Origin of the sequence: Deinococcus sp. JMULE3, from assembly GCF_013337115.1 — a bacterium.
Taxonomy (GTDB): domain Bacteria; phylum Deinococcota; class Deinococci; order Deinococcales; family Deinococcaceae; genus Deinococcus.
The window spans coordinates 2,853,910-2,880,023 of the sequence record NZ_SGWE01000004.1 but is presented as its reverse complement, the minus strand read 5'-3'; the positions used below and the strand labels follow the sequence as shown (position 1 = coordinate 2,880,023).

The 26,114-nt window shown below is 71.0% G+C and carries 24 protein-coding genes; 14 read left to right on the top strand and 10 right to left on the bottom strand.

All coding sequences use genetic code 11. The annotated features are described in order from the left end of the window. The first annotated feature begins 78 nt into the window (after positions 1–78). Genes sat through EXW95_RS16825 form a run of 3 tightly spaced genes read left to right on the top strand, consistent with a single transcriptional unit; the run spans position 79 to position 2,832 of the window. Positions 79–1,245, top strand: coding sequence for a sulfate adenylyltransferase (sat, locus tag EXW95_RS16835; protein WP_217449211.1), 1,167 nt, complete (start codon positions 79–81; stop codon positions 1,243–1,245). Between the two features lies 1 nt (position 1,246). Next, on the top strand, positions 1,247–2,083 hold the full coding sequence (locus EXW95_RS16830) for an ABC transporter permease (RefSeq protein WP_174368422.1): 837 nt from the start codon (positions 1,247–1,249) through the stop codon (positions 2,081–2,083). Beyond that, on the top strand, positions 2,080–2,832 hold the full coding sequence (locus EXW95_RS16825; RefSeq protein ID WP_174368421.1) for an ABC transporter ATP-binding protein: 753 nt from the start codon (positions 2,080–2,082) through the stop codon (positions 2,830–2,832). The genes EXW95_RS16830 and EXW95_RS16825 overlap by 4 nt, the downstream gene beginning before the upstream one ends. A gap of 289 nt (positions 2,833–3,121) precedes the next feature. Here the strand turns inward: EXW95_RS16825 and rpoD are convergent, their stop codons facing one another. The 4 genes from rpoD to EXW95_RS16805 all read right to left on the bottom strand — a co-directional run bounded on the left by rpoD (position 3,122) and on the right by EXW95_RS16805 (position 9,526). Further along, positions 3,122–4,798 (bottom strand): RNA polymerase sigma factor RpoD, encoded by a 1,677-nt coding sequence (gene rpoD, locus EXW95_RS16820; protein ID WP_174369036.1) that lies wholly within the window; start codon positions 4,796–4,798, stop codon positions 3,122–3,124. Between the two features lie 247 nt (positions 4,799–5,045). Beyond that, complete coding sequence (locus EXW95_RS16815; protein WP_371810133.1) at positions 5,046–6,173, bottom strand: class I SAM-dependent methyltransferase; 1,128 nt, start codon at positions 6,171–6,173, stop codon at positions 5,046–5,048. Positions 6,174–6,456: 283 nt separating this feature from the next. Continuing rightward, positions 6,457–8,925 (bottom strand): leucine--tRNA ligase, encoded by a 2,469-nt coding sequence (gene leuS, locus EXW95_RS16810; protein ID WP_174368419.1) that lies wholly within the window; start codon positions 8,923–8,925, stop codon positions 6,457–6,459. A 244-nt stretch (positions 8,926–9,169) separates the two neighbouring features. Continuing rightward, positions 9,170–9,526 carry a DoxX family protein gene (locus EXW95_RS16805; RefSeq protein WP_119672954.1) on the bottom strand — a complete coding sequence of 119 codons (357 nt, stop codon included), beginning with the start codon at positions 9,524–9,526 and terminating at the stop codon, positions 9,170–9,172. A 112-nt stretch (positions 9,527–9,638) separates the two neighbouring features. Here EXW95_RS16805 and EXW95_RS16800 point away from each other — a divergent pair, with 112 nt between their 5' ends. After that, positions 9,639–10,277, top strand: coding sequence for a TetR/AcrR family transcriptional regulator (locus tag EXW95_RS16800; protein ID WP_174368418.1), 639 nt, complete (start codon positions 9,639–9,641; stop codon positions 10,275–10,277). A 234-nt stretch (positions 10,278–10,511) separates the two neighbouring features. Here the strand turns inward: EXW95_RS16800 and EXW95_RS16795 are convergent, their stop codons facing one another. Together EXW95_RS16795 and EXW95_RS16790 are read right to left on the bottom strand one after the other, a co-directional pair. Beyond that, positions 10,512–12,341, bottom strand: coding sequence for an arginine--tRNA ligase (locus tag EXW95_RS16795; RefSeq protein WP_174368417.1), 1,830 nt, complete (start codon positions 12,339–12,341; stop codon positions 10,512–10,514). Positions 12,342–12,404: 63 nt separating this feature from the next. Continuing rightward, positions 12,405–13,313, bottom strand: coding sequence for a transglutaminase family protein (locus EXW95_RS16790; protein ID WP_174368416.1), 909 nt, complete (start codon positions 13,311–13,313; stop codon positions 12,405–12,407). 102 nt (positions 13,314–13,415) lie between these two features. Here EXW95_RS16790 and EXW95_RS16785 point away from each other — a divergent pair, with 102 nt between their 5' ends. Then, a complete protein-coding gene (locus EXW95_RS16785; RefSeq protein ID WP_174368415.1) occupies positions 13,416–15,458 on the top strand; it encodes a thioredoxin domain-containing protein in 2,043 nt (680 codons plus the stop codon). Positions 15,459–15,460: 2 nt separating this feature from the next. Here EXW95_RS16785 and EXW95_RS16780 read toward each other — a convergent pair whose 3' ends face one another. Continuing rightward, a complete protein-coding gene (locus EXW95_RS16780) occupies positions 15,461–15,649 on the bottom strand; it encodes a hypothetical protein (protein ID WP_174368414.1) in 189 nt (62 codons plus the stop codon). 202 nt (positions 15,650–15,851) lie between these two features. Between EXW95_RS16780 and EXW95_RS16775 the strand changes: the two genes are divergently transcribed. From EXW95_RS16775 to EXW95_RS16765, 3 genes are read left to right on the top strand one after another with little or no spacing between them, the layout of a single operon-like run. Then, the gene (locus EXW95_RS16775; protein ID WP_174368413.1) at positions 15,852–16,442 is read left to right on the top strand and encodes a chromate transporter; all 591 of its coding nucleotides are present in this window, start codon (positions 15,852–15,854) and stop codon (positions 16,440–16,442) included. Next, on the top strand, positions 16,439–16,957 hold the full coding sequence (locus EXW95_RS16770) for a chromate transporter (protein ID WP_371810132.1): 519 nt from the start codon (positions 16,439–16,441) through the stop codon (positions 16,955–16,957). The genes EXW95_RS16775 and EXW95_RS16770 overlap by 4 nt, the downstream gene beginning before the upstream one ends. Before the next feature lie 56 nt (positions 16,958–17,013). Beyond that, a complete protein-coding gene (locus EXW95_RS16765) occupies positions 17,014–17,694 on the top strand; it encodes a spermidine synthase (RefSeq protein ID WP_174368412.1) in 681 nt (226 codons plus the stop codon). A gap of 139 nt (positions 17,695–17,833) precedes the next feature. On the opposite strand, the gene EXW95_RS16760 is transcribed toward EXW95_RS16765, so the two are convergent. From EXW95_RS16760 to aspS, 3 genes are all read right to left on the bottom strand, one after another. Beyond that, a complete protein-coding gene (locus EXW95_RS16760; protein WP_174368411.1) occupies positions 17,834–18,613 on the bottom strand; it encodes a S9 family peptidase in 780 nt (259 codons plus the stop codon). A 22-nt stretch (positions 18,614–18,635) separates the two neighbouring features. Further along, positions 18,636–19,271 (bottom strand): hypothetical protein, encoded by a 636-nt coding sequence (locus tag EXW95_RS16755; RefSeq protein WP_174368410.1) that lies wholly within the window; start codon positions 19,269–19,271, stop codon positions 18,636–18,638. 136 nt (positions 19,272–19,407) lie between these two features. Continuing rightward, complete coding sequence (gene aspS, locus EXW95_RS16750) at positions 19,408–20,739, bottom strand: aspartate--tRNA(Asn) ligase (protein WP_174368409.1); 1,332 nt, start codon at positions 20,737–20,739, stop codon at positions 19,408–19,410. Between the two features lie 234 nt (positions 20,740–20,973). On the opposite strand from aspS, the gene EXW95_RS16745 reads away from it, so the two are divergent. The 6 genes from EXW95_RS16745 to EXW95_RS16720 all read left to right on the top strand — a co-directional run bounded on the left by EXW95_RS16745 (position 20,974) and on the right by EXW95_RS16720 (position 26,020). Continuing rightward, positions 20,974–21,525 (top strand): TetR/AcrR family transcriptional regulator, encoded by a 552-nt coding sequence (locus tag EXW95_RS16745; RefSeq protein WP_174368408.1) that lies wholly within the window; start codon positions 20,974–20,976, stop codon positions 21,523–21,525. Further along, positions 21,513–22,802: an MFS transporter gene (locus tag EXW95_RS16740; RefSeq protein ID WP_174368407.1), complete on the top strand. Its 1,290-nt coding sequence runs from the start codon at positions 21,513–21,515 to the stop codon at positions 22,800–22,802. Before EXW95_RS16745 ends, EXW95_RS16740 begins: the two co-directional genes overlap by 13 nt. A 34-nt stretch (positions 22,803–22,836) precedes the next feature. Next, positions 22,837–23,730: a CoA ester lyase gene (locus tag EXW95_RS16735; protein WP_174368406.1), complete on the top strand. Its 894-nt coding sequence runs from the start codon at positions 22,837–22,839 to the stop codon at positions 23,728–23,730. Positions 23,731–23,792: 62 nt separating this feature from the next. Next, a complete protein-coding gene (locus tag EXW95_RS16730) occupies positions 23,793–24,266 on the top strand; it encodes a MaoC family dehydratase (RefSeq protein WP_174368405.1) in 474 nt (157 codons plus the stop codon). 13 nt (positions 24,267–24,279) lie between these two features. Beyond that, complete coding sequence (locus tag EXW95_RS16725) at positions 24,280–25,548, top strand: glycerate kinase (RefSeq protein ID WP_174368404.1); 1,269 nt, start codon at positions 24,280–24,282, stop codon at positions 25,546–25,548. Between the two features lie 52 nt (positions 25,549–25,600). Continuing rightward, a complete protein-coding gene (locus EXW95_RS16720) occupies positions 25,601–26,020 on the top strand; it encodes a hypothetical protein (protein ID WP_174368403.1) in 420 nt (139 codons plus the stop codon). Positions 26,021–26,114: the final 94 nt, after the last annotated feature.

The following is a 26,114-nucleotide window of genomic DNA, read 5'->3' as shown; positions in this document are numbered from 1 at the left end:
CACCTGCACCGCCGCCTGAATCCTGAGCGGCTTTTCCTGCCCCGAATAGTTGAGTCTTTTCATCAAGAGGTCCGACCCATGACGATCCTGCTTCCCACCACCACTGCCCTCCCCAGCCCCCTCGGCGGCACCCTGGTCAACGGCGTGCGCCGCGCCGGACACGACTTCGACCCGGCGGAACTGGCCGCGCTGCCGCGCCTGAGCATCAGCGAGCGCACCCTGGCCGACCTGGAGATGCTCGCCACCGGCGCGTACTCCCCCCTGAACGGCTTCGTGAACGAGGCGGACTACCTGTCGGTCATCGAGCGGCTGCGCCTCGCGGACGGCACGCCCTGGAGCATCCCCATCACGCTGCCCGTGACCGCCGAGCACGCCGGGCTGCGCGGCCGCGTGGTCCTGAGCTTCGAGGGTCAGGACGTCGGCTGGGTGGACGTGCAGGAGGCCTTCGCGGCCCGTAAGGCCTGGGAAGCGCGCGAGGTGTACCGCACCGAGGACGCCGCGCACCCCGGCGTGGCGGCGCTGTACGCGCAGGGTGACTTCAACCTGGCCGGGCCGGTCGCGCTGTTCGAGGTGCCCAGGGGCCACTTCCCCCGGCACCACCGCACGCCCGCTGAGGTGCGCGAGGTGATCGAGGCGCGCGGCTGGCGCTCCACGGTGGCGTTCCAGACCCGCAACCCCATCCACCGGGCGCACGAGTACCTGCAGAAGGTCGCGCTGGAACTCGTGGACGGGCTGCTGCTGCACCCACTGGTGGGCACCACCAAGGGCGACGACGTGCCCGCCGCCACCCGCGTGCAGGCGTACGAGGTGCTGCTGGAGAAGTACTACCCGCAGGCCCGCACGCTGCTCAGCGTGTACCCGGCCGCCATGCGCTACGCCGGGCCGCGCGAGGCGATCCTGCACGCCCTGTCCCGGCGCAACTACGGCGTGACGCACTTTATCGTGGGCCGCGACCACGCGGGCGTCGGCAGCTACTACGGCACGTACGACGCGCAGGAGATCTTCAGCGCGTACACGCCCGAGGAACTGGGCGTGCAGATCCTGAAGTTCGAGCACACCTTCTACTGCAACTCCTGCGGTCAGCTGGTCAGCCCCCGCACCTGCCCGCACGACAGCTCGCATCATCTCGTGCTGAGCGGCACGAAGGTCCGCGAGAAGCTGCGCGCCGGGGAGAACCTGCCCGCCGAATTCACCCGGCCCGAGGTGGCCGAGGTACTCCGCGCCGCGTACGCCGACCGGGGCTGACGTGACGACCCTCTCCCCTGACATTCAACCCACCCGCGCCGCGCGGGGCCCGAGCCGCTGGCAGACGCTGGTCACGCAGCTCGTGGGCCTGCTGGTCATTCTGGGCGCGTGGTGGCTGGTCACCGACGTGCTCAAACTGTACCCGCCGTACGTGTTCCCCGGCCCGAAAGCCGTGTGGACCGAGATCAGCTACGGCCTGTGGGGCACCGGCCCGCAGGACGGCAAGCTGCTGTCCGCCATCGGCGGGAGCCTGCGCCGCGTCCTGACCGGGTACGTGATCGCCGTGCTGCTGGGTGTCGTGGTGGGCCTGCTGATGGGCGCGTGGCGGCCCCTGCGGACCACGCTGGGCGCGTACCTGACCGGCATCCAGAGCGTGCCCAGCATCGCGTTCGTGCCGTTCGCGATCCTGTTCCTGGGCCTGAACGAACGCGCCGTGCTGTTCGTGGTCATCCTGGAAGGGTTCATTCCGGTGGCGCTGGCGGTGTCCGGCGCGCTGCTGAACGTCCCCCCGGCGCTGCGCGTGGCGGGCCGCACGCTGGGCGCGGGCTCGCTGGGCCTGACGCTGCGGGTGCTGCTGCCCGCCAGCGTGCCCAGCATCCTGACCGGGCTGCGCACCGCCTGGAGCTTCTCGTGGCGCGCCCTGGTCGGCGGGGAACTCCTGATCGCCGGGGCGGCCAGCCTGGGCGAGCAGCTGGAAATCGGGCGGAACACCGCGAACGTGGCGCTGGTCCTCGCGACGATCATCATCATCGGCGTGATCGGCGGGCTGTTCGACTCGCTGCTGCGCGCCGCCGAGGGCCGCGTCCGCCGTGACTACGGCCTGGAGGTGCCACAATGACCACCACCATGACCCGCGCCGCCCCCGCCCCCCTGGCCGCCGAACGTGGCGGCGCGCCCCTGAGCCTGGACGGCGTGACGTACCACTATCAGGGCCGCCGGGGTCAGCAGGCGGCAGGCGTCGGCCCCCTGAACCTGGACGTGCCGGCCGGTGAGTTCCTGTGCGTCGTCGGCCCGTCCGGCAGCGGCAAGAGCACCCTGCTGAGCCTCCTGGCCGGGTTCCTGAAACCCCAGCGCGGCCAGATCACCCTGGGTGGCGAGGTCGTGCGCGGCCCGCACCCCCGCCTGACCCTGGTGCAGCAGGAGGCCGCGCTGTTCCCCTGGCTGACCGTCTCCGGGAACGTCGCCTTCGGCCTGCGCGGCGTGCCCCGCGCCGAACGCGACGTGCGCGTGCAGGACGCGCTGCGGCAGGTGGGCCTGGACGGCTACGGCCCGCGCCGCCCACACGAACTCAGCGGCGGGCAGCGCCAGCGCGTCGCCCTGGCCCGCGCCCTGGTCACCCGCCCCGGCCTGCTGCTGCTCGACGAGCCCTTCAGCGCCCTGGACCACGCGACCCGCACCGCCCTGTCCGACGAACTGCTGACCCTGTGGCGGCAGACCGGCGTGACCGTCGTGTTCGTCACGCACCAGCTGGAGGAAGCGCTGCACCTGGGCCAGCGGGTCGTGGCCCTGCGCGGCGGTCAGGTGGCCCTGGACGCGCCCGCCGCGCAGACGAGCGTGGACGACCTGAAACGCCTGCTGGGCGAGTAATACGGACTCCGGTTGAAAGGTTTGCAAAACCTTTCAACCCGAGCGGACGCGAGGAGGAGAAAAACGGGTTCCGGGCGTGGAGTTGGCAACCCGGTGTGGTTCCGGGTTGTCAACGAAACAGACGGAATCCGAACGAGGTGCAGCACGCATAGAGGCCCGGACCCCGGTGGTCCGGGTTTTCCTGTGGCCGCCTGCCGACCGGGTCGGCGAGTCTCGCGGCTCCCCCGGCATTCAGCAAGTGAAGGGGCGAGGGCCGCCCGGAAGCAGCCCTCGCCCGCTGACCTGAACTTCAGTCGAGGAAGTCGCGGAGTTTGCGGGTGCGGCTCTCGTGGTACTTGAGTTTGCGCAGCGCCTTGTTCTCGATCTGGCGGATGCGTTCGCGCGTGACGCTGAAGCGCTGCCCGACCTCCTCCAGGGTGTGCTCACGGCCGTCCACGAGGCCCTTGCGGAACTTCAGGACCATCGCTTCACGCTCGGTGAGTTTCGACAGGGCCTTTTCCAGTTCCTCGCTCAGGAGGGTCTTGGCGGCGTTCTCGACGGGACTGTCGAGGTTCTCGTCGGGAATGAAGTCCCCGTAGAAGGAGTCCTTCTCGTCACCGATGGGGGTTTCGAGCGAGACGGGTTCCTGGCTGACCTTCTGCACTTCCTCGACCTTCGCGGCGTCCCAGCCGGGACCCATGGCCTCGGCGATCTCCTCGTAGGTGGCCTCGCGGGACAGTTCCTGCTGGAGCTGGCGGGCGGTGCGGGTCAGTTTGTTGATCGTCTCGACCATGTGCACCGGGATGCGGATGGTGCGGGCCTGGTCGGCGATGGCGCGGTTGATGGCCTGACGGATCCACCACGTGGCGTACGTGCTGAATTTGTAGCGGCGGCGGTACTCGAACTTCTCGACCGCGCGGATCAGGCCCTGGTTGCCTTCCTGGATCAGGTCGAGGAAGCCCAGGCCCCGTCCGGTGTACTTCTTGGCGATGCTGACGACCAGTCGGAGGTTCGCCTCGATCAGGCCCTGGCGGGCGGCGGCGCCGTCCTCGGTCTGGCGCATCAGGCGGCGGCGGGCGCGGTCCTCGAGTTCGAGGTCCTCCTCGAGCACCTTGCGGGCTTCCTCGCCTTCCTCGATGCGGCGCGCCAGGGCGATCTCCTCTTCGAGGGTCAGCAGGGGCACGCGGCCGATCTCGTGGAGGTACTGGCGGACCGGGTCGTTGGACACGGCGCGGGGCATGTCGTCGAAGTATTTCTCCTCGTCGTCGTCCTGCGCGGCGGCCGGGCCGTCCTCGGCGGCTTCTTCCTCGGTGTCGTCCTCGTCCTCGTCGAGGTCCTGCACCTCGATGTTCTGCCCGGCGAGGTACAGCTGCATGTCCTCGAACGCGTCGGGACTCTCGGGGTCCAGCCCGTTGGCTTCCAGCGCGCTGGCGAGCGCGGTGGCGATGTCCTCGCTGGAGAGCACCCCGGCGGCGCGGCCGGCCTTCAGGAGTTCCTGAATGCTGGCGTGCGCGTAGTAGGGCTTCTCGGGCTGGCCGCCCTTGACGGGCGCGGCGGCGGGCTTGGCGGCCGGTTTCGCGGCGCGCGCGGTGGGCTTGGCGGCCTTGGCGGGCTTCTCGGCGGGTTCGGCCTTCGCCTCGGTCTTCTTCGCGGCAGGTTTCTTCGCGGGCTTCTCAGCCGCTTCGGCCTTGGCGGGCGCCGCCTTGGGGGCGGCCTTCTTCGCGGGGGCCTTCTTGGGCGCCTCGACGGTCTCGGCGGCCACGACGGGCGCGGCCGCTTCGGGTGCAGGCTGGGCCAGTTCGGGCGCGTCGGCCTTGGGTGCGGCCTTCTTCGCGGCGGGCTTGGCGGGCATGGGGCTGGTGGCGGTCGTGACGGGTTTGGGCGTCGTGCCGGGCGCGACGCGGGCACGGGCGCGCGCGGCGGCCTTGGGTTCGCCGCTCTCGGCGTCGATCTTCTTGCGGGTGCGGACGGTCGTGGAATCTGCCATGCGGCCTCCTGGGGTGGGGTCGGGGCGAATGCTGGTGGGTTGGGTGGTGTCCGGGCGGCGGGCCGTGTGCCGGGTGCCGGGCACCTGAACGCGTCAGTCTAGCAAACGCGCCCAGGACCGCATCGTGACGGGATCAGGACGTGGGAGGGGGGAGCTGGTGGGGAACGCCGGGCCAACAGGTGAGATACGAGGCTGGCCGCCCACTGGTTCCCGCCCCCCGGTCGGGGAGGGCAGGCGCGAGTTGGGGTCAGGCGCGCGTGACAGACAGCACCTTGAAGCCCGCCTCGCGCAGGGTCTCGCGGACCTCGCCCAGGGCGCGCAGGTCCGCCTCGTAGGGCAGGAAGTCGTTCGCGACGAGGTGCAGCGTCCCACCGGGCCGCAGGCGGCGCGCGGCGGCGGCGATGAATTCCCGCGCGACGTCCAGCACCACGCCGCGCCCCACGTGGAAGGGCGGGTTCGTGAGGATCACGTCGAAGGTCGCCGCCGGGTCCAGCGCGGCGTCCACGTCCGAGTGGACGGCCGCGCCGGTCAGGCCGCTGGCGGCCAGGGTGGCCTGCGCGCTGCGGACGCTGGGCAGATCGCCGTCCACCAGGGTCACGGTCGCGCCGCGCCGCGCGGCCCACGCGCCGATGAGGCCGGTGCCGCAGCCCAGGTCCAGCACGTCCTTGCCGCTCAGCGCGCGGCCGTCCGGGTCGAGGCGTTCCAGCGCGCCCAGCATCAGCGCGGTGGCCTTGTCGGGTTTCGCGGCGCTGAACACACCGGGCAGGCCCACGACCGTCACGCCGAAGGCCTCGAAGCCCTCGGGGTCCGGGAGGGCCGGGGTGGGACCGGGACGGCGGATGAGTTTCGCCACGCGCATCCCACCGTCACGCGCCACGACCTCCCCGGCACCGAAGGCGTTCCCGGCCAGCCGCACGTACCGGTCGAAGCCCTTGTCGCGGTCCCCGGCGATGTACAGCGTCCCGCCGGGCGGCGTGCAGGCGTGTGCCCAGGCGACCTGCGCGGCGGCGTAGGCGTTCCCGCGGTCCCCGGCCAGCACCAGCGCCACGGTCCGGGCGCGGTCCGGCCAGCGCTCCAGCAGGGACTCGCCGGGCACTGCCGCGTGCGCGTCCAGGCCACCCGCCGCCAGGGCGCTCAGCGCGGCGGCGCTGCCCTCCACGGCGCGCAGGGTCACGCCGGGCAGGCTGCCCAGCAGGCCACCCATGGCACTCAGGTCGAGCACGTCGCCGCGCACGCGGTCCTTGCGCATCACGCCCGCCAGCAGCGCCTGCGCGGCGTCCACGTCCGGGTAGCCGCGCACGCCACTCTTGGTGAGGGCCTTCAGGGAGTCCAGCCGGGGCGGGAGGTTCGCGGGGCGCACCTCGAAGTAGTTCACGGCGGGCCGCGCCTCCGCACGGCTCCCGGTCGGAGCCGCCGGGCGATCGGAGGCGGATCGCTCAGGGGGTCGGTCGTTCTTGAATCGGATTTTCTGCTTGGGCCTGCGCGTCACCCCCACAGAGTCGCACACCGGGACGCCATTCAGGCGACGCGTCCCCCGAACGGCCCACCGCGACCCGGCGCCCGTCGCCCGTCCGGCGACCGGAAAACGCGGCCCCCACACCTTCGCAGGGGCCGCGCGTGTCCGGTGCTCCTTCAGGAACGCCTCAGCAGGCCGGAGTTCACTTCACGACGATGTTGATGATGCGGCCCGGCACGTAGATCTCCTTGACGATCTGCTTACCCTCGATGAAACGGGCCACGTCGGCGTTCTCTTTGGCGGCGGCCATCGCCTCGTCCTGCGTGGCCGACTTGCTGATCGTGACCTGCCCGCGCACCTTCCCGCTGACCTGCACGCCCAGGGTGACGGTGTCGCGGGTCGCGGCCTGCTCGTCCATGGCGGGCCACGCGGCGGTGTGTACGCTGCCGTCCTGGCCGCGCGCCGCCCAGATCTCCTCGGCGATGTGCGGCACCACGGGGGCCAGCAGGCGGTTGAAGATGTCCAGCGCCTCGTCCCAGGCGGGCGTGCCGAACACCGGGGCGCGCTTGGCCTTGACCAGGGTGTTCGTCAGTTCCATCAGGGACGCGACGATGGTGTTGAAGCTCAGGCGTTCGAAGTCCCCGGTGACCTTCTTCAGGGTGCTGTGCACCGCGAAGCGCAGGTCGGCCTCGGACACGGTCTCGGCGGGGCCGGTGACCTTGTCGTCGGTGAACAGCGTCCACACGCGGCTCAGCCACTTGGCGGGGCCGTTGATGCCCTGCGGGTCCCACGGGCCGCCCAGTTCCCACGGCGCGATGAACATCAGGTACGTGCGCACGGTGTCCGCGCCGTACTCGCGGACCAAATCGTCCGGGTCGACGACGTTGCCGCGGGACTTGCTCATCTTCTCGCCGTCCTCGCCCAGGATCATGCCCTGGTTGCGCAGGTGCGCGAAGGGTTCGCTGTGCTTCGTCAGGCCCATGTCGCGCATGACCTTGATCCAGAAGCGCGAGTACAGCAGGTGCAGGATCGCGTGCTCGATCCCGCCGGTGTACAGGTCCACGGGCATCATGGGGTCCTTGGCGGGATCGAAGGGGCCCTCGTGGTAGTCGGGGCTCAGGTAGCGGTACATGTACCAGCTGGAGTCCACGAAGGTGTCCATGGTGTCCGTGTCGCGCTCGGCGGGGCCGCCGCAGACGGGGCAGGTGGTCTTCAGCCACTCGGTGTCCAGTTTCAGGGGGCTCTGGCCGGTCGGGGTGAACTCCACGTTCTCCGGCAGGCGCACGGGCAGCTGGTCCTCGGGGACGGGCTGCGCGCCGTGCTCGGGGCAGTGCACGAAGGGGATCGGGGTGCCCCAGTAGCGCTGGCGGGCGAACAGCCAGTCGCGCAGGCGGTACGTGGTCTTCGCCTTCGCGATGCCGCGCGCCTCCAGCTGCTCGACGATTCCGGCGATGCTGGCCTTCCCGCCGCTCAATCCGTCGAACTCGCCGCTATTCACGATGACGCCCTCACCGGTGTAGGGTTCCGCCGCGTCTTCGGCCATCGGCTCGGCGCCCTCGGCCCGGATGACCTCCACGACGTCCAGGCCGAACTTGCGCGCGAACGCGAAGTCACGGTCGTCGTGCGCGGGCACCGCCATGATCGAGCCGGTGCCGTACGTGACCAGCACGTAATCCGCCACCCAGATCGGCAGCGCCCTCCCGGTGATGGGGTGCGTGGCGTAACTGCCGGTGAACACGCCCGTCTTCTCGCCCTCCTGCTGGCGTTCCACGTCGGTCTTGCGGCCCGCTGCCGCCACGTACGCCTCGACCTCCGCGCGCTGCTCGTCGGTGGTCAGGTCCGCCACCTTGGCGTGCTCGGGAGCCAGCACCATGAACGTCGCGCCCATCAGCGTGTCCGGACGGGTCGTGAATACCGTCTCCGGCCCGGCCGGCGTGTCGAAGGTCACCTCGGCCCCCACCGACTTCCCGATCCAGTTCGTCTGCATCAGGCGGACCTTCTCGGGCATGTCCGTGTCACTGAAGTCCAGCAGCTCGTCGGCGTAGTCCGTGATCTTCATGTACCACTGGCTCAGGTTGCGCTTCTCGACGGCGGTGCCGCAGCGTTCGCAGTGGCCGTTCACGACCTGCTCGTTCGCCAGTACCGTCTGGTCCTTCGGGCACCAGTTCACCAGCCCGCCCTTCTTGTACGCCAGGCCGCGCTTGTAGAACTCGATGAAGAACCACTGGTTCCAGCGGTAATACTCCGGGTCGCACGTGGCGAACTGGCGGCTCCAGTCGATCATGGTGCCCATCGCCTGGAACTGCCCGGTCATCCGCTCAATGTTCGCGTACGTCCACGTCGCCGGATTCGTCCTGTTCTTGATGGCGGCGTTCTCGGCGGGCAGGCCGAAGGCGTCGAAGCCCATCGGGAACAGCACGTTGTACCCGCGCATCCGCAGCCAGCGGGCGCGGGCGTCCGGCGCGACGTTCGCGTACCAGTGCCCGATGTGCAGGTTCCCGCTGGGGTACGGGAACATCGTCAGCGCGTAGAACTTCTCGCCCGGCGCGTCCTCATTGAACCTGTACAGGCCGCTCTGCTCCCAGGCGGTCTGCCATTTCTTCTCGATGGCGTGCGGGTTGTACCGCTCCATGCGCGGCTCGGGAATGTTGATGGGGTGCTCGTTGTTCATCTGGACTCCTTCGGAAGGGTGATGGGTGAAAGTTGATGGTTGACGGAAGCGGCTGCTCTGGCGGGTGCTGAGGCCGGTCTATCGACCATCCACCATCAAAAAAAACGCCCCGGCAGCCAGCCGGGGACGCTCGAACGGACCTGAGTCAGTCGAGGCGTCCCCGGGTGGTAAGCGCAGAGCGGATCATGTCTGGAAGTGTAGCGGATGGACGCGGGTGGCGTCACCTGCCGGGTGCGGGGTCGGGTCAGGCCTGGAGGGTGCCCCAGAGGGCGGCGGCACTCAGGAGGCCCAGGACGGCGGCGGGCGTGACGGGTTCCTTGCGGCGCAGGTGGACGGTGGCGGCGCCGATCATGGTGAGGATCAGTCCGGCGGCGGCGGCGGTCGAGAGGGCCGGGAGGATGCCGGTCACGCGGGGGAGGATCAGGCCCAGGGCGCCCAGGACTTCCAGTGCGCCGATGGCGCGGACGGTGCCCTGTGGGAAGTCGTTGACCCAGGGCATCTGGGGGGTGAGTTTTTCTCTGGGCTGGGTGAGTTTCATCAGTCCGGCGGCGAGGAAGGCGAGGGCGGTCAGGGCGGTGATGATCCAGTAGATGATGTTCATAGGGCTCCTGGGCGGTGAGGTGATCCTCCCGCAGCACAAACGGAGGATCTTCTCCGCTTTTGGCCAGCGTAGCATAAACGGAGGGCATCCTCCACTTTGTTATGCTGGGGGGGTGTCCGACCCCACCCCCACTCCCCTGCGCGGCGACGCGGAACGCAACCGGCGACGCATCCTCGACGCCGCCCGCACCGTCTTCAGCACGCAGGGACCGGACGCCACCCTCACCAGCGTCGCCCAGCACGCCGGGGTGGGCGCCGGCACCCTCTACCGCCGCTTCCCCACCCGCGAGGACCTCCTGACCGCCCTGTACCTCGAGGAATACGCGACCTACCACGCCATCCTCGACGAGGCCCTGAACCTCCCCGACCCCTGGCACGGCTTCAGTCACTTCATCCACCACATGTGCGAACTCCAGGCGCAGGGCGGCCTGCAGAACCCCTACGCCTTCACGCCCGGCCGCAACCGCACCCTGGAAGCCCAGCGGACCAGCATGCGCGTCGGCATGCAGACCCTCATCGAACGCGCCCAGGCGGACGGCAGCCTGCGCCCCGACCTCACCCCCGAGGACCTGCTGCCCATCATGATCGGCCACGCCGCCGTCATCACCGCCACCCGCACCATCAACGCCCAGATCTGGCGCCGCGCCCTCGCCCTGACCCTCGACGGGCTGCGCCCCCAGGGCGCCCACCCGCTCCCCACCCCACCCCTGTCCCAGCGTGAGGTCTTCCGCATCCAGAGCCGCCGCGCCTGACCACGCGCCTGAACCACAGCAGAGGAGGCAGCCACAGGGATTACCGGGGCCGCCTCCTCTGCACGGAACTGCTGTGCCTTATACGGATTCCGTTTGTTTCGCTGACAATCCGGAACTTCACCGGATTGCCAGCTCCACGTCCGGAACCCGTTTCTCTCCTGCTCGCTCTGCTGCGCAGCTCTGCGAGTCCGCTCGTGTTGAAAGTTTTTGCAAACCTTTCAACCGGAGTCCGTGTTACATCGCGGGGGGAATCTCGATGCCGATCAGGCCGAGGGTGTCCTCGAACGCGGTGCGGACGCGGGCGACGAGGGCCAGGCGGGCCTCGCGCAGGCCTTCGGGGCTGGCGAGGACGTTCGTGGCGGGTTTACCCTGCTTGTCCTTGGCGTTGTACCAGGCGTTGAAGGACGTGGCGAGGTCCAGGGCGTACTGGGCGACGCCGTGCGGGGAGTGCGCGCGGACGGCCTGCTCGACGACCTCGGGGAGTTTGGCGACCTGCTTGGCGAGGATCAGGTCCACGTCGGGCAGGGCGTCCCAGGCGGCGCCGGTGCCGTCCACTGGGTGCCCGGCGTCCTGGGCCTTGCGCAGGATGTTCGCGGCGCGCACGGCGGCGTACTGGATGTACGGGGCGGTGTCGCCCTGGAGGCTGCTGGCTTTTTCGAGGTCGAAGTCGAAGGCGCGGCTGGGTTCGTTGCGCAGCATCGCGAAGCGCAGGGCGCCCACGCCGATGCGGCGGGCGATTTCCTGCGCGTCGTCACGCGTGGCGAGGTCGGGGTTCTTCGCGCTGAGTTCCGCGAAGCCCCGCGCGGCGGCCTGTTCAAGTGCGCTGTCCACGGCCAGGGTGATGCCCTTGCGGCCGCTGATGGTCTGCCCGTTCAGGTTCACGAACTCGTAGCTGAGGTGGATGCTGCGCGCTTCCTTCTCGGTCTCCCCGGCGACGCCCAGGCTGCTGCGCACGAGCATCTGCGGGTGCTTCTGGCGGGAGTCGATGACGTTGATGACCTCGTGCGCGTGCCCGAAGCGGGCCGCCTGGGCGCTGTCGCCGGTGGGGTCGCTGGTCCAGATGGTGTTCCCGGCGGGGTCGGTCATGAACGGTTTGAAGGTCATGCCCTCGAACAGACCGAACTTCCAGAACTGGAAGCCGATGTCCTTGGCGACGTACATGGCGGTGCCGTCGCTGCGGCGCAGCACGACGTTGGATTCCTCCAGGCCGGGCATGAATTCGCTGACGTCCATGATGAACGCGCCCGCGAACTTCCCTTCCGTGGGGTGCGAGGTGTACCGGCTGCCCTCCAGGATGTCCATGGCGCGGTTCAGGAAGCCGCTGCCGACCACGTCGGACTCCCACACGAGCAGGTCGTACGTCGCGCCGATGCGGAAGCAGGTTTCCAGCTGGGCCTTCACAGTCTGCTCGACGAGGGGGCGCAGCAGGCCCTCTTCGAGCTTGTGCATGACCTCGCGGATGCCCGCTTCCATGTCGGCCTTGGCAGGGTCGGCGTTCAGCTGCACGTAGCCCTCGCCCAGCCAGTGGTCGTACTTCTGCTCGCCGTTCCACTCGCGGCCGTAGTGGTCCATGGCGAACAGGCTCTCGGCGGCCTGACGGCCGGTGTCGTCGATGTAGTTCTGCACCTCGACCTCGTACCCGGCGGCGCGGAAGATGCGCGCCATGCTGTCGCCGAGGACGACGTTGCGCAGGTGCCCGACGTGGAGTTCCTTGTTGGGGTTCACGCTGGTGTGCTCGATGACGACCTTGCCGTCCTGCGCGGGGAGGTTCAGGGGCGTCTGCACGACGCCGCGCACGAAGCCGCCGACGTCCACGAAGAAGTTCAGGAACGGCCCAGCGGCCTCCACACGCTCGATGCCCTCGGGGAGTTGCACGGTCTGCGCGAGCGTCTGCGCGACCTGCGCGGGGTTCTGCCCCAGCGCCTTGGCGATCTGGAACGCGGCGGGCGTGCCGTAATCGCCGGGTTTATTCGCGGGTGTTTCCTGGATGGCGACGTCCAGCGGGGCGCCCATCTGCGCGGCGGCGGCCTCCACTGCCGTCTTGAGTCGAGCCTTCAAGTCCATAACTGAAAAGTGTACGGGAAACCGCCCGGCGGAACGACCCGCCCGGGCGGCCTCCAGGGACGGTCAGAAGATGCGCGGGTTGGGTGGGGTGTCCAGCGTCATGTCGGGCGCGGCCTCGTCCGCCCAGACTTTCATGTGGGTCAGGCGGGCGCTGCCGAACGACGTCGTGAACGCCACGTCGGACGCGTCGCGGCCCTGCGCGATCAGGATGCGGCCCGCGCGGGGGCGGTTGTGACGCGCGTCGAAGGTGCGCCACTGGCCGTCGATGAACGCCTCGAACCACGCGTGGAAGTCCATGGGGACCGGGTCGGGCGTGATGTCGATGTCCGGCAGGTACCCGCACACGTACCGGGCGGGGATGTTCAGCGCGCGGCAGAACGCGACGCCCATGTGCGCGAAGTCGCGGCACACGGCGCGGCCGCTGCCGAGCGCCTGGAAGGCGGTGGTGGCGCTGGTGGAGCCGTAGCCGTACGTGCAGGTGTCGTTCAGGTAGTCGCTGATGGCCTGCACCTGCGCCCAGCCTCCCTGGATGTGCCCGAAGCGTTCCCAGGCGTCGGCGCTGATCAGGTCGCTGTCCACGTAGCGGCTGGGCAGCAGGTACGTGATGGTGTCGTCCGGCAGGGCCTCGACGGGCGTCTTGGGCAGGTCGGGGTGGGCGGGGTCGGCGTTGCGGGTGATCTCGGCGATCAGGTCGTGCCCGATGATGAACGTGCCGGGCTGCGCGACGGTGCGCCACACGACGTTCCCGTGCGTGTCGGTGTACGTGTGGATGCCCTGCGCGGCGCCGATGGGCCGCTGGTCGATGATGCGCTGGCGGGTGCCGGTGGGTTCCAGGCGGTCGCGGGGCTGCACGACGAACAGCATGGGGGTGGGGTAGGGCACGTCGAAGGTCAGCTGGAAGCCGGCGCGCACGCGGACGGGACGGTCGAAGGAACTCTGCGGGTCGGCGGCGGGAGCGTCGGGCTGGGCCATGCGCCTCAGTGTGAGGCGCGGCGGACCGGGGCGGTGTGAGGGGCGTCCCGCTCTGCGTTCATGTTCCCCGCTCGCCGGTGGGTGCGGCGGTACCCTCGGGGCATGAATCGTCTGGGTCAGGAGAGCAGCCCGTACCTCCGTCAGCATGCGGACAACCCGGTGGCGTGGTGGCCTTGGGGCGAGGAGGCGTTCCGGGAGGCGCGCGAGCGGGACGTGCCGGTGCTGCTGTCGGTGGGGTACTCGACGTGCCACTGGTGCCACGTGATGGCGCACGAGAGTTTCGAGGACGGGGCGACCGCCGCGTACATGAACGCGCACTTCGTGAACGTGAAGGTGGACCGCGAGGAACGCCCGGACGTGGACGCGGTGTACATGGCGGCCACGCAGGCCCTGACCGAGCAGGGCGGCTGGCCCATGACGGTGTTCCTGACGCCGGACGGCGCGCCGTTCTACGCGGGGACGTACTTCCCGCCGCGCGACGGGCATGGCCTGCCGAGCTTCTCGCGGGTGATGGCGAGCGTGGAGCGCGCGTGGCGCGAGGAGCGCCCCAAGCTGCTGGGGAACGCCGAGGCGCTGACCGAGCATGTCCGCGAGGCCAGCCGCCCACGCGCGGCGGAGGGTGAGGTGGACGCCGGGCTGCTGGAGCGCGCGGTGGGGAATCTGCGGCGGGTGTTCGACGAGGCGCTGGGGGGCTTCGGCGGCGCACCGAAATTCCCCGCCCCGACCACGCTGGATTTCCTGTTGACGCAGCCCACGGGCCGCCTGATGGCGCTGCACACGCTGCGGCGCATGCTGGCGGGCGGCCTGCACGATCAGCTGGGCGGCGGCTTCCACCGTTACAGCGTGGACGAGGCGTGGCGGGTGCCGCACTTCGAGAAGATGCTGTACGACAACGCGCAGCTGACCCGCACGCTGCTGCGCGCCTACCAGCTCAGCGGGGATGAGGGGTTCGCGCAGGCGGCGCGCGGGACGCTGGAGTACCTGCGGCGCGAGATGCTCGCCCCGGACGGCGGCTTCTATTCCGCTCAGGACGCGGACACGGGGGGTGTGGAGGGCCTGACGTTCACCTGGACGCCCGCCGAGGTGCGCGCCGTGCTGGGCGACGCGGACGGCGACCTGCTGTGCCGCCACCTGGGCATCGCGGACCCTGGGAATTTCCTCGATCCGCACCGGCCCGAGGTGGGCCGCCGCAGCGTGCCGTTCGTGGCGCTGCCCGTCCCGGACCTAGCGCTGGACCTCCGGCAGACGGAGGGAGAGGTCGCGGTGCATCTGGACGCCCTCAAGGCCCGCCTCCTCACGGCCCGCGCGCAGAGGGCGCAGCCGGGCACGGACGACAAGGTCCTCACGTCGTGGAACGGACTGGCTCTGGCGGCCTTCGCGGACGCGGCCCGCATCCTGCGCGAGCCCGCCTATCTGGAGGTCGCGCGGCGGAACGCGGCGTTCATCGAGGAGCACCTCGCCCTGCCGGACGGCACACTGCGGCACACCTGGGGCGGCGGGCAGGCGCGCGTGGAGGGCCTGATGGAGGACCACGCGCTGTACGCCCTGGGGCTGGTGGCGCTGTTCCAGGCGGGTGGTGACCTGACGCACCTGCACCGCGCGCAGGAGCTGTGGGAGGTCGTGCGACGCGACTTCTGGAACGAGGAGGCGGGCGTGTTCATGGCGTCCGGCGGCCGCGCCGAGCCGCTGCTGGCCCGGCAGGCCCCCGGTTTCGACAGCGCCGTGATCTCCGAGAACGCGGCGGGCGCGCTGCTGGCCCTGTGGATGCACCGCTACTTCGCAGACGAGGAAGCAGAGGGCATGGCGCGCCGCACCGTGAACGCCTTCCGGGGCGACATGCTGGCCGCTGCGGGCGGCTTCGGCGGGCTGTGGCTGGCCGCCGCGTTCCTCCACGCCCCGCACACCGAGGTCGCCATCATTGGCACGCCCGATGAACGCGCCCCGCTGGAGGCGGTCGCGGCAGGCGTGTTCCTCCCGTTCGCCGCGCTGGCCTTCACGGAGGCGGGCGGTGACCTGCCCGTCCTTCTGGACCGTCCCGGTGACGGGCGCGGGTACGTGTGCCTGCACCACACCTGCGACCTGCCCACCAGCGACCCCGGCGTGTTCCGCGCGCAACTGGGACGCGTGGCCGGTGGGGGCCAGTAGCGTCAGTGGAGCGGGGTCCAGGTCAGCTCCACTGATCCACTCGCCGCCTCCCGGCAGGTGAACGTGTACCGTTCCACGATTTTCCCCTGAGACCGCAGCGTGACGCGGAAGCGCTCGGACTCTCCCCCACCGGACAGCGGCTGGAAGCGTTCCGTGTCGTAGGGCACCCGCACCGACCGAGCCAGATTCACCGACGCGGCCTCCTGACAGGGCGCCCCGGCGGTGGTGCCGTCCCTCACTGGACCACACGCAGTCAGATTAGGGATCAGCAGCAACGCCGCCCGGTTCACCTGCTCAGCGTAGCCTCGCTGCATCCCCGTTTCGTGCATTCTGTTCCGTGTTGTCTCTGGAGTAGTTTCGCAGTTTTGACTGTGTGGGCGCTACGCTCAGGGCATGAGCGCGCCCACGTCCCCGGCCGCCAGCGCCGCGCCCGTCACCCCCACCCCACCCCCCACGCCCGCCGGACTGCTGCGGCTGTTCGTGGGCGTTGCGCTGGTCGGCATCGGCGGCGGCCTACCTGCTCACACCCGCCGCGCCCTGAACGCGCGGGGCTGGATGACCGACGCGGAATTCGCGGAAGCCTACACGCTGGCGCAGCTGACCCCCGGCCCGAACGCCGTGAACCTCGCCGCCATGATCGGCGCGCGCCTGCTGGGCGGGAGCGGCGCGGCGCTGGCGGTCGTGGGCATCCTCACGCCCGGCCTGATCGCCATGCTGACCGTCAGCGTCTTCACCCTCGGCCTCCCCGGCGGCCTCCCCCCTGCGGTGCAGAGTGGGCTGCGGGGCGCGGCCTGCGCGGCGCTGGGCGTCATGCTGACCGCCGCCCTGCCCGTCCTGAAAGTCACGGCGGGCATCCGCTTCGGCCCCACCCTCGCCGTGATCACCTTCCTGCTGCTCGCCGTGCTGCGCGCCGACCTGCTGATCGTTCTGGCGGGCACCGTCATCGTCGGCCTGATCCTCCACCGCCCCCGGAGCGACGAGTGACGGCCGAACCGCTGGACATCCTGCTCACGTTCGCGCGGCTGGGCCTCGTGAGTTTCGGCGGCGCGAACCTCCCCGAGATCGAACGCGTGCTGGTCGAGCAGAAGGGCTGGATCACGCCGCAGCTCCTCGCGAACGGCTTCGCGCTGGGGCAGGTCATGCCCGGACCGAACATGCTCGCCATGACCCACTACGGCTTCGCTGCTGGGGGCTTGCTGGGCGCGTTCGCCGCCACGCTGGGCTTCTACGGCCCCACCGCGCTGCTCAGCGCCGCCGCGATGACCGCGTGGCAGCGGCTCAGCCGCTGGCGCTGGTTGCCCGCACTCCGGAGCGCCCTGCTGCCCTTCGGCGCGGGCGTGCTGCTGGCGGGCGTGCTGGTCCTCGCGCGAGGCAGCATCCACAGCTGGACCGGGGCGCTGATCGCCGCCGCCTCGTTCGCCCTGCTGTGGCGCACCCGCGTCAACGCCGCCCTGATCGTCGTCGGGGCCGCCGTGCTGGGCGCCGTCCTCGGACTGTAACCACTCGGCTACACTGACCGGATGCCGCTCCTCCCCCACGCCCCCCGGAGCCACCCTTGAAACCCTGGGTCCACCTCGGCTCCGCGCCCGTCCCCGGCAGCCACGACGAGCTGCAGCTGTGGCAGCGCGACACCGAGTTCAGCATCCGCGTGCGCGGCACGCCGTACGACCTGATGAACTCCCGCCAGCACGGCAGCGAGGAGGCGCTGGCCGACCTCGCCCTGACTGGGCTGGGGGCCGCCGCGCAGCGCGTGCTGATCGGCGGGCTGGGCATGGGCTTCACCCTCGCCGCCGCGCTGCGGACCCTGCCCGGCGCGGCGCAGGTGACGGTGGCGGAACTCGTGCCGGAGGTCGTCACGTGGAATCACGGTCCCCTCGGCGCGGTCGCCGGGCACCCTCTGCGCGACCCGCGCGTGACCGTCGCGGTGGCCGACGTGGGCGAGGTCATGCGCGCCCACCCCGCCGGGTTCGACGCGATCCTGCTGGACGTGGACAACGGCCCCGAGGGCATGACCCGCGCCGCGAACGACGCCCTGTACGGCCCGCGCGGCCTCGCCACCGCCCGCGCCGCCCTGCGCCCCGGCGGGGTGCTCGCCGTGTGGAGCGTCGAGAAGGTCCCCCGCTTCACCGACGCCCTGACCCGCGCCGGATTCACCACGCAGGTCCACCACCCGCGCGCCCGTCAGGGCAGGGGCGGCAAGCACACCGTCTGGACCGGGAGGAAGGGCGGCGCATAGCAGTGGGCAGGCAGTGGGGAGTGGTGAGTGGGAAGTGGATCGTGGGTGATCCCGTCCGGGTCGCTTAAAGGCCGATCGGCAGCGTTCCCGCCCATTTCCAGCCGACCCACTCCCCACTACCTACTGCCCACTCCCCCGTTCACCCCCCGGTGAGGAACCGCGTCGTCTCGCGGAAGAGCAGGTCCACCTGCTCCAGGTTGTCGAAGGTGTGCCCGGCGCCGGGGATGGCGACGGCGTCGCAGTGCAGGGCCTGGGCGTAGCGGACGCCGTACTCGGGGGGGCAGGTCTTGTCCTGGTCGCCGTGGAAGACGCGGGCCTCGCCGCCCCACGCGGCGGCGGCGTCGAGGGGCCTCAGGCGGGTGACTTCCTGGAGGAAGTCGCGGCCCAGCGGCCAGCCGTTGTAATCCGTGATCGTGGCGGGCAGGAACCCGCCGCGCAGGAACGGGAGCCACAGTTCCGGGAGGGCGGGGGCCCACAGGGCGAGGCGGTGGGGTCGGGCCTGCGTGGCGCTCTGGGCGGCGACGAGGCCGCCCATGCTGAAGCCGAGGAGCATGACGCGCTGCGGGTCGAGGCCCGGCTGGCGGCGCACGTAGTCGAAGGCGGCGAGGGTGTCCTCGATTTCGCGGGTGACGGTCATCTCGCTGAAGTCCCCCTGGCTCTCGCCGCTGCCGCGGAAGTCGAAGCGGAGGCTGGCGACGCCCCGCGCAGCGAGGTGGCGGGACAGCAGCGGGAAGAGGCGGTGGTCGCTGGTGCGGCTGCCGGTGAAGCCGTGCAGGAGGATCACGCTGGGCCAGCCGTGCGTGGGGGCGTCCCCGGCGGGGCGGTGCAGCATGCCGTACACGCGCTGCCCACCGACGCTGAACTGCGCGAATTCCTCGTTCAGGGCCTGTTCGTTGCTGCCTCGGGCGCGGTCGGTCATGCGCCGATGCTACCGCCCCCGGTCAGCGTTTGAACTTCACGAGTTCGGTGGTCATGCCGCTGTTCACGCTGCGGATCATGCCGGTGCCGGGCGCGTACCAGACGCTGCTCTGCACGGTGGTGCCGCTGGCGAGGGGGCTCCCGGCGGGTGGGGTGCGGCCGCCGGGGAGGGTGATCTTCACGGTGGTGGTCGTGTCGAGTCGCCACGAATTGAACGTTCCGGCGGGCACCTTGACGGTCTCGCGTTTCACGATGCGGGTGACGCTGCTGCCCCGACTGGTCATACCGCCGCTCATGCTCATGTCCTGTGTGGACGTCCAGCTGTACCCGGGCCGCCAGAGGTTCAGTGGCGGCAGGAAGGAGCTGTTGTTCAGGGTCATGCCGGCGCCCTGCGCGCCGCTGAGTTTCCCGCTGAGGCCCTTGCCGGTGCAGGTCCAGGTCATGGTGCTGGTGCGGCCCTCAATGGTGGTGGTTGCCCGGACGCTGCTCCCCTTGACGGTATTGGTGGTGGTGAAGGTGCCGCTGCCGGGGCCGGTCATGCGGTAGGTGTACGTGCCGCCCGGGACGATGTCGGCGAGCTTGCACGCGGCGTGCGCGGCGGGGCTGGCGAGCAGGGCCAGGGTGAGGGTCAGGGCGGGCCGGGTGGCGGGTGCGCGCATGGGGGTTCCTCCGGGGCCGGGGGGGCTGGACGGGTTCCCCCGCAGCGTACACCCGCCCCGCAGCGCAGAACAGGCCCACCCGTCACGGGGCGAGCCTGTCCATTAACCATCACCTCTCGACCATCAAACACGCCCCTCAGGGCGTCAGGCGGTGGCGGTCGCGGGGGAACGCGCGGGCGTAGCGGACGTTGCTGATGCCGAGCAGTTTGGCGGTGAGGCGTTCGGCGCCGATGGCGAAGCCGCCGTGGGGGGGCATGCCGTACTTGAAGACCTCGGTGTAGCCCTCCAGGGTTTCGGGTTTGAGTTTGTAGGTGGCGATGGAGTCCATGAGCATGGCGTGGTCGTGGATGCGCTGGCCGCCGCTCGTGATCTCGATGCCGCGGAACAGCAGGTCGAAGCCTCGGGTGATCTCGGTGCTGGGGGTGCCGTCGGCGTTGCTGTCGGGGTGGGCGTAGAAGGGGCGGGCGGCGCGGGGGTACTTGGTGACGAACACGAAGTCGCTGCCTTCGGTTTCCGCGTAGTGCTGGCACAGCAGGCGTTCGGCTTCCGGGTCGAGGTCCTTGCCGCCCACCTGATGCCCGTACTTCTCGGTGACCAGCACGCGGGCGTCCATCAGGGTGATGCGGGGGATGTGGGGGGGCACGTCGGGGATGGTCGCGCCGAGCAGGTCGAATTCGGCCTGCGCGGTGGTCTTGAGGCGGGTCATGATGGCGGCCAGGAGGCGGTTCTCGAGGCTCATGACGTCTTCCTCGTCCTCGATGAAGCCCATCTCGACGTCCAGGCTCAGGTACTCGTTGAGGTGGCGGCTGGTGGCGTGTTCCTCGGCGCGGTAGACGGGCGCGACCTCAAACACGCGTTCGAACACGCCGACCATGATCTGCTTGTACAGCTGCGGGCTCTGCGCGAGGTACGCGGGGTGCCCGAAGTAGTCGATGGGGAACAGGTTCGCGCCGCCCTCAGCGCCCGCCGAGACGATCTTGGGGGTGCTGATCTCGGTGAAGCCCTCGGTCATCAGGTGGTCGCGGAACGCGGCGACGAGTTCCGCCTGGACTTTCAGCGCGGCGCGTTCCTTCAGGCCGCGGACGGTCACGACGCGGTAGTCGAGCATGGTTTCCGGGTTGACGTTCCATTCCATCTTGGGAATCTCGACCGGGGCGGGCTCCACGGCGGCGCTGATGACGCGGAAGTCCTCGACCTGCACCTCGAAGCCGCCGGGGGCCTTGGGGTGGGCCTTGACCTTCCCGGTGACCTCCACGCTGCTCTCGGCCAGGGGCAGGGTCAGGCCGCTGCCGACGCACTGGGTGACGCCGCTCACGTCGCGCAGCACGATGAACTGCACGCCGCCCAGGTCGCGCCGGGCGTGCACGAAGCCCTGGAGGCGCACGGTCTGACCGTCGTGGTGGCTGAGGTCGCGGGTGAGGGTGCGGGGCAGGCGTTGCTGGGCCGGTTCGGTTGCTGGGGTGGTCATGCGGGCTCCTTGTTCACTGTTCATTGAAAAGCCCCCGACTCCGGTGAGGGTGTCGGGGGCGCGGTATGCGGCGTGACGTCCCCTAGCAGGGATCATCATTCACGTTGTTGTTCGCCGCGATCATGCGGGGCAGTGTACGCGCGCCCGGCGGGGGTGGTCAACGCGGGCGGCTAGGCAGGCGCGCAGGGCACCTTGATTCACATTTACCGACCGACCAGACGGTATGCTCTGGGTATGACCCGTACCCGGCAACCCGAACTCACACGCGTCGCCCTGCTCGACGCGGCCCTGGCCGTCCTGCGCGACCACGGCGCCGCCCTGTCGCTGGACGCCGTCGCCCGCGCCGCCGGGGTCAGCAAGGGCGGGCTGCTGCATCACTACCCCACCCGCGACGCGTTGCTGCGGGCCCTGGGATTCGCGCTGATCGACGATTTCCGCCACAAGCTGGACGCGGCACACGCCGCCGAACTGGCCGCACACGGTCCGGCGCGCGGCGCGTGGCTGCGCGCATACATCACCCTGACCTTCACCCCCGACCAGGACGGCGAGGCGCTGCACACGGCCCTCGCGCCGCTGGCCGGGCACCCGGCGCTGCTGGCCGGACTGAGTGCGGCGCAGGCGTTCCTGCTGACCGACGCCGAGGCGGACGGCGTGCCGCCCGGCACCGCGCACGCCATCCGGCTCGCCTGCGACGGCTACTGGATGGGTGAACTGACCGGCCTGCCGCGCCTGAACGACACGCAGGCGCAGGCCCTGCGGGAGACGCTGACCGCATGGACCCGCTGAACCCCGCCGCGCCGGACCCCCAGGCCGCCTATGATCCAGGCCCCGGCTGGCAGCTGCGCTTCTGGAGCATCTTCGGCGGGCAGGCGCTGTCGCTGATCGGGTCGGCCATAACGCAGTTCGTGCTGCTGTGGTGGATCACCGACACGACCGGCAGCGCCGCGGCGCTGGGCGTGGCGGGCGTGGCGGCGCTGCTGCCGCAGGCGCTGCTGTCCCCGCTGGGCGGGATTCTCGCCGACCGCTACAGCCGCCGCGCGATCATGATCACGGCCGACGTGATCAGCGCCGCGTGCATGCTCGTACTGATCAGCCTGTTCGCCAGCGGCGGCGTGCAGCTGTGGCACGTGTACACCATGATGGCGGTGCGCAGCGCCATGCAGGCCTTCCAGACTCCGGCGGCGGGGGCGAGTACCGCCATGCTGGTGCCCGCCAGTTTCCTGCCGCGCGCGGCGGGCCTGAACCAGACCCTCCAGGGTGTCATGACGGTGGCCGCCGCGCCGCTGGGGGCCCTGGCGATCAGTGTGCTGCCGCTGGGCGCGGCCCTGGGGATCGATGTGGTCACCGCGCTGCTGGGTGTCGCGCCGCTGTTGCGCTACGCGGTGCCGCAACCCCGCGTGATCCGGCTGCCCGGGGCGGGTGTCCTCTCGGATTTCCGGGCGGGCGTGAACGTGGTGTGGCGCGACGCGGGCCTGCGCCGCCTGTACCTGCTGCTGGGCGCGGTGGTGCTGGCCGTCATGCCGACCTTCACGCTGACGCCGCTGCTGGTCAAGACCCACTTCGGTGGAGGGGCGGGGCAGGTGGCCCTCATGGAGGGCCTGTCGGGGGTGGGCATGATCGCGGGTGGCGTGCTCGTCGCGGCCCTGAATCCGCGCCGTCCGGTGGTGACGATCCTCGTGTCGTTCGCCGCGTCGTGCCTGACGGTGGCCCTGACGGCCCTGGCGCCCGGGGATGCGTTCTGGCTGGCGGTCGTGTGGTGGGTCGTGAGTGGCGTGACGTTCTCGTTCGGGAACGCACCCATGACGGCGTTGCTTCAGCGGGTCATCCCGAACGAGTTGCAGGGCCGCGCGCTGTCCCTGCTGAACATGGTCATGGGGCTGGCCGGGCCGGTGGGGCTGGCGCTGGCGGCCCCGCTGGGAGAGTGGATCGGCGTGCGGGGCGTATTCGTGGTGGGCGGCGTCCTGAGCGGCGCGGCGGCCCTGGCGGGTTTCCTGTCCCCGGCCCTGCGCCGCCTGGACGCGCCGGTCGGTCCCGCATCCGGCGAGGCGTCCCGGGCCGGGTAGGTCCGCGGGACGCTCAGCCGCTATCCTCTTGGGCATGTCAACGAACGTTCGTTCGGCCGGGCGTCCCGCTGGGCTGGCGCGGCCCCGCAGCCTGCTGTTCGCGCCGGGGAACCGCGCCGACCTGATCGCCAAACTGCCCCGCAGCGCCCCTGACGCGGTGGTGATCGACCTGGAGGACGCCATCCCCGGCACGCCCGAGGCGAAGGCCGCCGCCCGCCCGGTCGCGCGGGACGCCGCGCGGGACCTGTTGGGCGCCGCGCCGCACCTCCCGGTGTTCCTGCGCGTGAATGCCGTCCACTCGCCGTACTTCGCGGACGACCTGCATGTCCTGACGCCGGAGCTGGCGGGGGTGGTCGTCCCGAAACTGGAACGCGCGGACGACGTGCGGCAGGTCGTGAACGCCCTGGCGACCTTCGGCCTGACCCTGCCGATCCTGGCGGGCCTGGAGACTGGCGCGGGCGTGTGGCACGCGCACGAGATCCTGCGCGAGGACGCCGTGCGCTGGGCGTACTTCGGCGCGGAGGATTACACCACCGACCTGGGCGGGCGGCGCACGCCCGGCGGGCTGGAGGTTCTGTACGCCCGCTCGCAGGTGGCGCTGGCCGCGCGGCTGACCGGCGTGCCCGCGCTGGACATCGTCGTGACCGCCCTGAACGACCCGGCACGCTTCCGCGAGGACGCCGGACTGGGCCGCGCGCTGGGCTACGCCGGGAAGCTGTGCATCCACCCCGCGCAGGTCGAACTGGCACACGAGCTGTTCGGCGCGACGCCCGTAGAGACGGCCCGCGCCCGCGCCCTGCTCGCCGCCGCGCACGACGCCGCCACGCAGGGCCACGGCGCGTTCAGCTTCGAGGGTCAGATGGTGGACGAACCCATGCTCGCCGCCGCGCGCGCCATCCTGGCGCAGGAAGTGGGTAGTGGGGAGTAGGCAGTGGCAACGCCTCGATCCACTCCCCACTGCCCACTCTCCACTCACTGCCGGAGGCACCCATGAATGAGGATCTGAACCGCCCGCAGGGGCGTTACCTGGAGGAACTGACGCCCGGCACCGTGATCCGGCACCGCGTGACGCGCACGGTGACGGAGGCGGACAACGTGTTCTTCACGACGATGACGATGAATCCGCAGCCGCTGCACCTGGATCACGAGTACGCGGCCGGGACCGAGTTCGGGCGGCCGCTGGTGAACAGCCTGCTGACCCTGAGTCTGCTGGTGGGCCTGAGCGTGCATGAGCTGACGCTGGGTACGCTGGTCGCGAACCTGGGATTGACGGACGTGGTGTTCCCGAAGCCGGTGTTCCACGGGGATACCATCCGCGCGGAGTCGGAGGTGCTGGAGGTCCGCGAGAGCCGCAGCCGCCCGGACGCAGGCATCGTGATCGTGGAGCACCGCGCGCTGAACCAGCGGGGTGAGGTCGTGGCGAGGTGCAAGCGCACGGCATTGATGCAGCGGCGGCCCGCCTGACCCGGTCCGCCTGATGGTCCCCCGCCCCGCCGACGAGCCTGCCGAGGTGCTGCGCCGCGCGTTCCTGAGTGCGCTGGACGCGGTCTCCCCTGCCCGGCTGCTGGCGCCGCATCTGGGTGGGGCGCGGCCGGATTTCATCCTGGCGGTCGGGAAGGCCAGTGTGCCGATGGCCTGCGCGGCGCTGGAGGCCCATGCGGGCGTGCCGGCGCTGGTCGTCACGCCGCACGGCAGCACTCCACCGGGTGAGGTGCGGCCGGGGGTGGAGGTCATCGCAGCGGGCCACCCGGTGCCGGACGGGGGCAGTGTCCGGGCGGGCCGCGCGGCGCTGGAGCGGCTGGGGTCGCTGCGGGCCGGGCAGCGGGCGCTGGTGCTGCTGTCCGGGGGTGGGAGTGCGCTGTTGTGCGCGCCGCGCGGCGTGACCCTGGCGCAGAAGCAGGCGTTGACGGGCGAGTTGCTGCGCTGCGGGGCGGACATCACGGAGATCAACACGGTCCGCAAGCATCTGTCGGCTGTGAAGGGTGGGGGGCTGGCGCAGGCGACCCGCGCGGGGGTGCGGACGCTGGTCCTGTCGGACGTGGTGGGTGATCCGCTGGACATGGTCGCCAGCGGGCCGACCGTGCCGGACCCGACCACGTTCGCAGACGCGCTGGCCGTGCTGGACCGCTACGGGCTGGCCGCGCCGGAGGCCCGGGCGTACTTTCGCAGCGGCGCGCCCGACACGCCGGACACCCTGCCCGCTTCGGAGGCGACGGTGATCGGCGGGAACCGTCACCTGCTGGACGCCGCGCGGGAGGCGCTGACGGCCCAGGGGGTGCCCGCGCTGATCCTGGGGGACACCTTCACCGGCGAGGCCCGCGCCCTGGCAGCGTTCCACGCCTCGGTCATCCGCAGCATTCAGCAGCATGGGACGCCCGCGCCGCGCCCGGTGGCGCTCCTGTCGGGCGGCGAGGCGACCGTCACCCTGGGAGCGGATGCCGGGCGGGGCGGACGGAACCTGGAGTTCGCGCTGGCGCTCCTGACCGAACTGGGCGGCACCCCGGCGGGGTTGCGCGGCGTGCACGTCCTGTCGGCGGGCAGTGACGGCGTGGACGGCAGCAGTGACGCGGCGGGCGCGGCCCTGAGCCCGGACAGTCTGGACCGCGCCCGCGCGCTGGGGCTCGACCCGGCCGAGTTCCTGCGGCGCCACGACGCCCACGCGTTCTTCCACCTGCTGGGTGACCTGCTGCGCACCGGGCCGACCGGGCATAACGTCTGTGACTTCCGGGCGATCCTGCTGACCTGACCGCCGGGGTGACCTGACCGCCGCGCGACCCCGGCGGGGTAGCCTGCGCGTCATGCGTTTCTCTGTTGCGGCCGCTGCACTCGCCATTCTTGCCGTGCTGGGTGGGGTGATCTGGTGGCAGTCCGGGTCCCGCTGGCGTGGGGAGCTGTACTGTTTCGCGGACCCGGCGCGGGTGTGGGGTGTCGCGGACCGCCCGGCGGACCTGATCCCGTCGTGTCCGCCCTCGCGGGGCGTGCGGCGCGAGGTCCGCAGTGGTCAGACGCGCGTGGAGCAGTTCACGCTGCCCCGCTGGGACCCGGTCCTGGTGCGTGACCTGCTGACGACGCGCGGATTCGCGGTTGCACACGCCCTGCCGGACGACGGCATTCAGGCCGAGGCGGTCCTGACCCGCGCCGGGGAGACGGTGCTGTACACGGCCGCGCATCAGGGCCAGGGGACGTTCGTGACGCTCAGTTCGCCCGGTGAACGCTGAACCGGACGGGGTGTGCTGGATTCACTGGACGGGCAAAGCAGCGCCCCCCGCCCTGGTGGGGGCGGGGGGTCCGATGAAAGCGCTGCGGCGGTGG

Bases quoted from the DNA above. Each gene is read 5' to 3' on its own strand.
- EXW95_RS16795 (WP_174368417.1), bottom strand. From the start codon at position 12,341: ATGGACTTGAAGGCTCGACTCAAGACGGCAGTGGAGGCCGCCGCCGCG.
- EXW95_RS16760 (WP_174368411.1), bottom strand. From the start codon at position 18,613: ATGACCGACCGCGCCCGAGGCAGCAACGAACAGGCCCTGAACGAGGAA.
- EXW95_RS16735 (WP_174368406.1), top strand. From the start codon at position 22,837: ATGTCAACGAACGTTCGTTCGGCCGGGCGTCCCGCTGGGCTGGCGCGG.
- leuS (WP_174368419.1), bottom strand. From the start codon at position 8,925: ATGAACAACGAGCACCCCATCAACATTCCCGAGCCGCGCATGGAGCGG.
- sat (WP_217449211.1), top strand. From the start codon at position 79: ATGACGATCCTGCTTCCCACCACCACTGCCCTCCCCAGCCCCCTCGGC.
- EXW95_RS16805 (WP_119672954.1), bottom strand. From the start codon at position 9,526: ATGAACATCATCTACTGGATCATCACCGCCCTGACCGCCCTCGCCTTC.
- aspS (WP_174368409.1), bottom strand. From the start codon at position 20,739: ATGACCACCCCAGCAACCGAACCGGCCCAGCAACGCCTGCCCCGCACC.
- EXW95_RS16775 (WP_174368413.1), top strand. From the start codon at position 15,852: ATGAGCGCGCCCACGTCCCCGGCCGCCAGCGCCGCGCCCGTCACCCCC.
- EXW95_RS16825 (WP_174368421.1), top strand. From the start codon at position 2,080: ATGACCACCACCATGACCCGCGCCGCCCCCGCCCCCCTGGCCGCCGAA.
- EXW95_RS16755 (WP_174368410.1), bottom strand. From the start codon at position 19,271: ATGCGCGCACCCGCCACCCGGCCCGCCCTGACCCTCACCCTGGCCCTG.
- EXW95_RS16720 (WP_174368403.1), top strand. From the start codon at position 25,601: ATGCGTTTCTCTGTTGCGGCCGCTGCACTCGCCATTCTTGCCGTGCTG.
- EXW95_RS16730 (WP_174368405.1), top strand. From the start codon at position 23,793: ATGAATGAGGATCTGAACCGCCCGCAGGGGCGTTACCTGGAGGAACTG.
- EXW95_RS16725 (WP_174368404.1), top strand. From the start codon at position 24,280: ATGGTCCCCCGCCCCGCCGACGAGCCTGCCGAGGTGCTGCGCCGCGCG.
- rpoD (WP_174369036.1), bottom strand. From the start codon at position 4,798: ATGGCAGATTCCACGACCGTCCGCACCCGCAAGAAGATCGACGCCGAG.
- EXW95_RS16740 (WP_174368407.1), top strand. From the start codon at position 21,513: ATGGACCCGCTGAACCCCGCCGCGCCGGACCCCCAGGCCGCCTATGAT.
- EXW95_RS16745 (WP_174368408.1), top strand. From the start codon at position 20,974: ATGACCCGTACCCGGCAACCCGAACTCACACGCGTCGCCCTGCTCGAC.
- EXW95_RS16785 (WP_174368415.1), top strand. From the start codon at position 13,416: ATGAATCGTCTGGGTCAGGAGAGCAGCCCGTACCTCCGTCAGCATGCG.
- EXW95_RS16790 (WP_174368416.1), bottom strand. From the start codon at position 13,313: ATGGCCCAGCCCGACGCTCCCGCCGCCGACCCGCAGAGTTCCTTCGAC.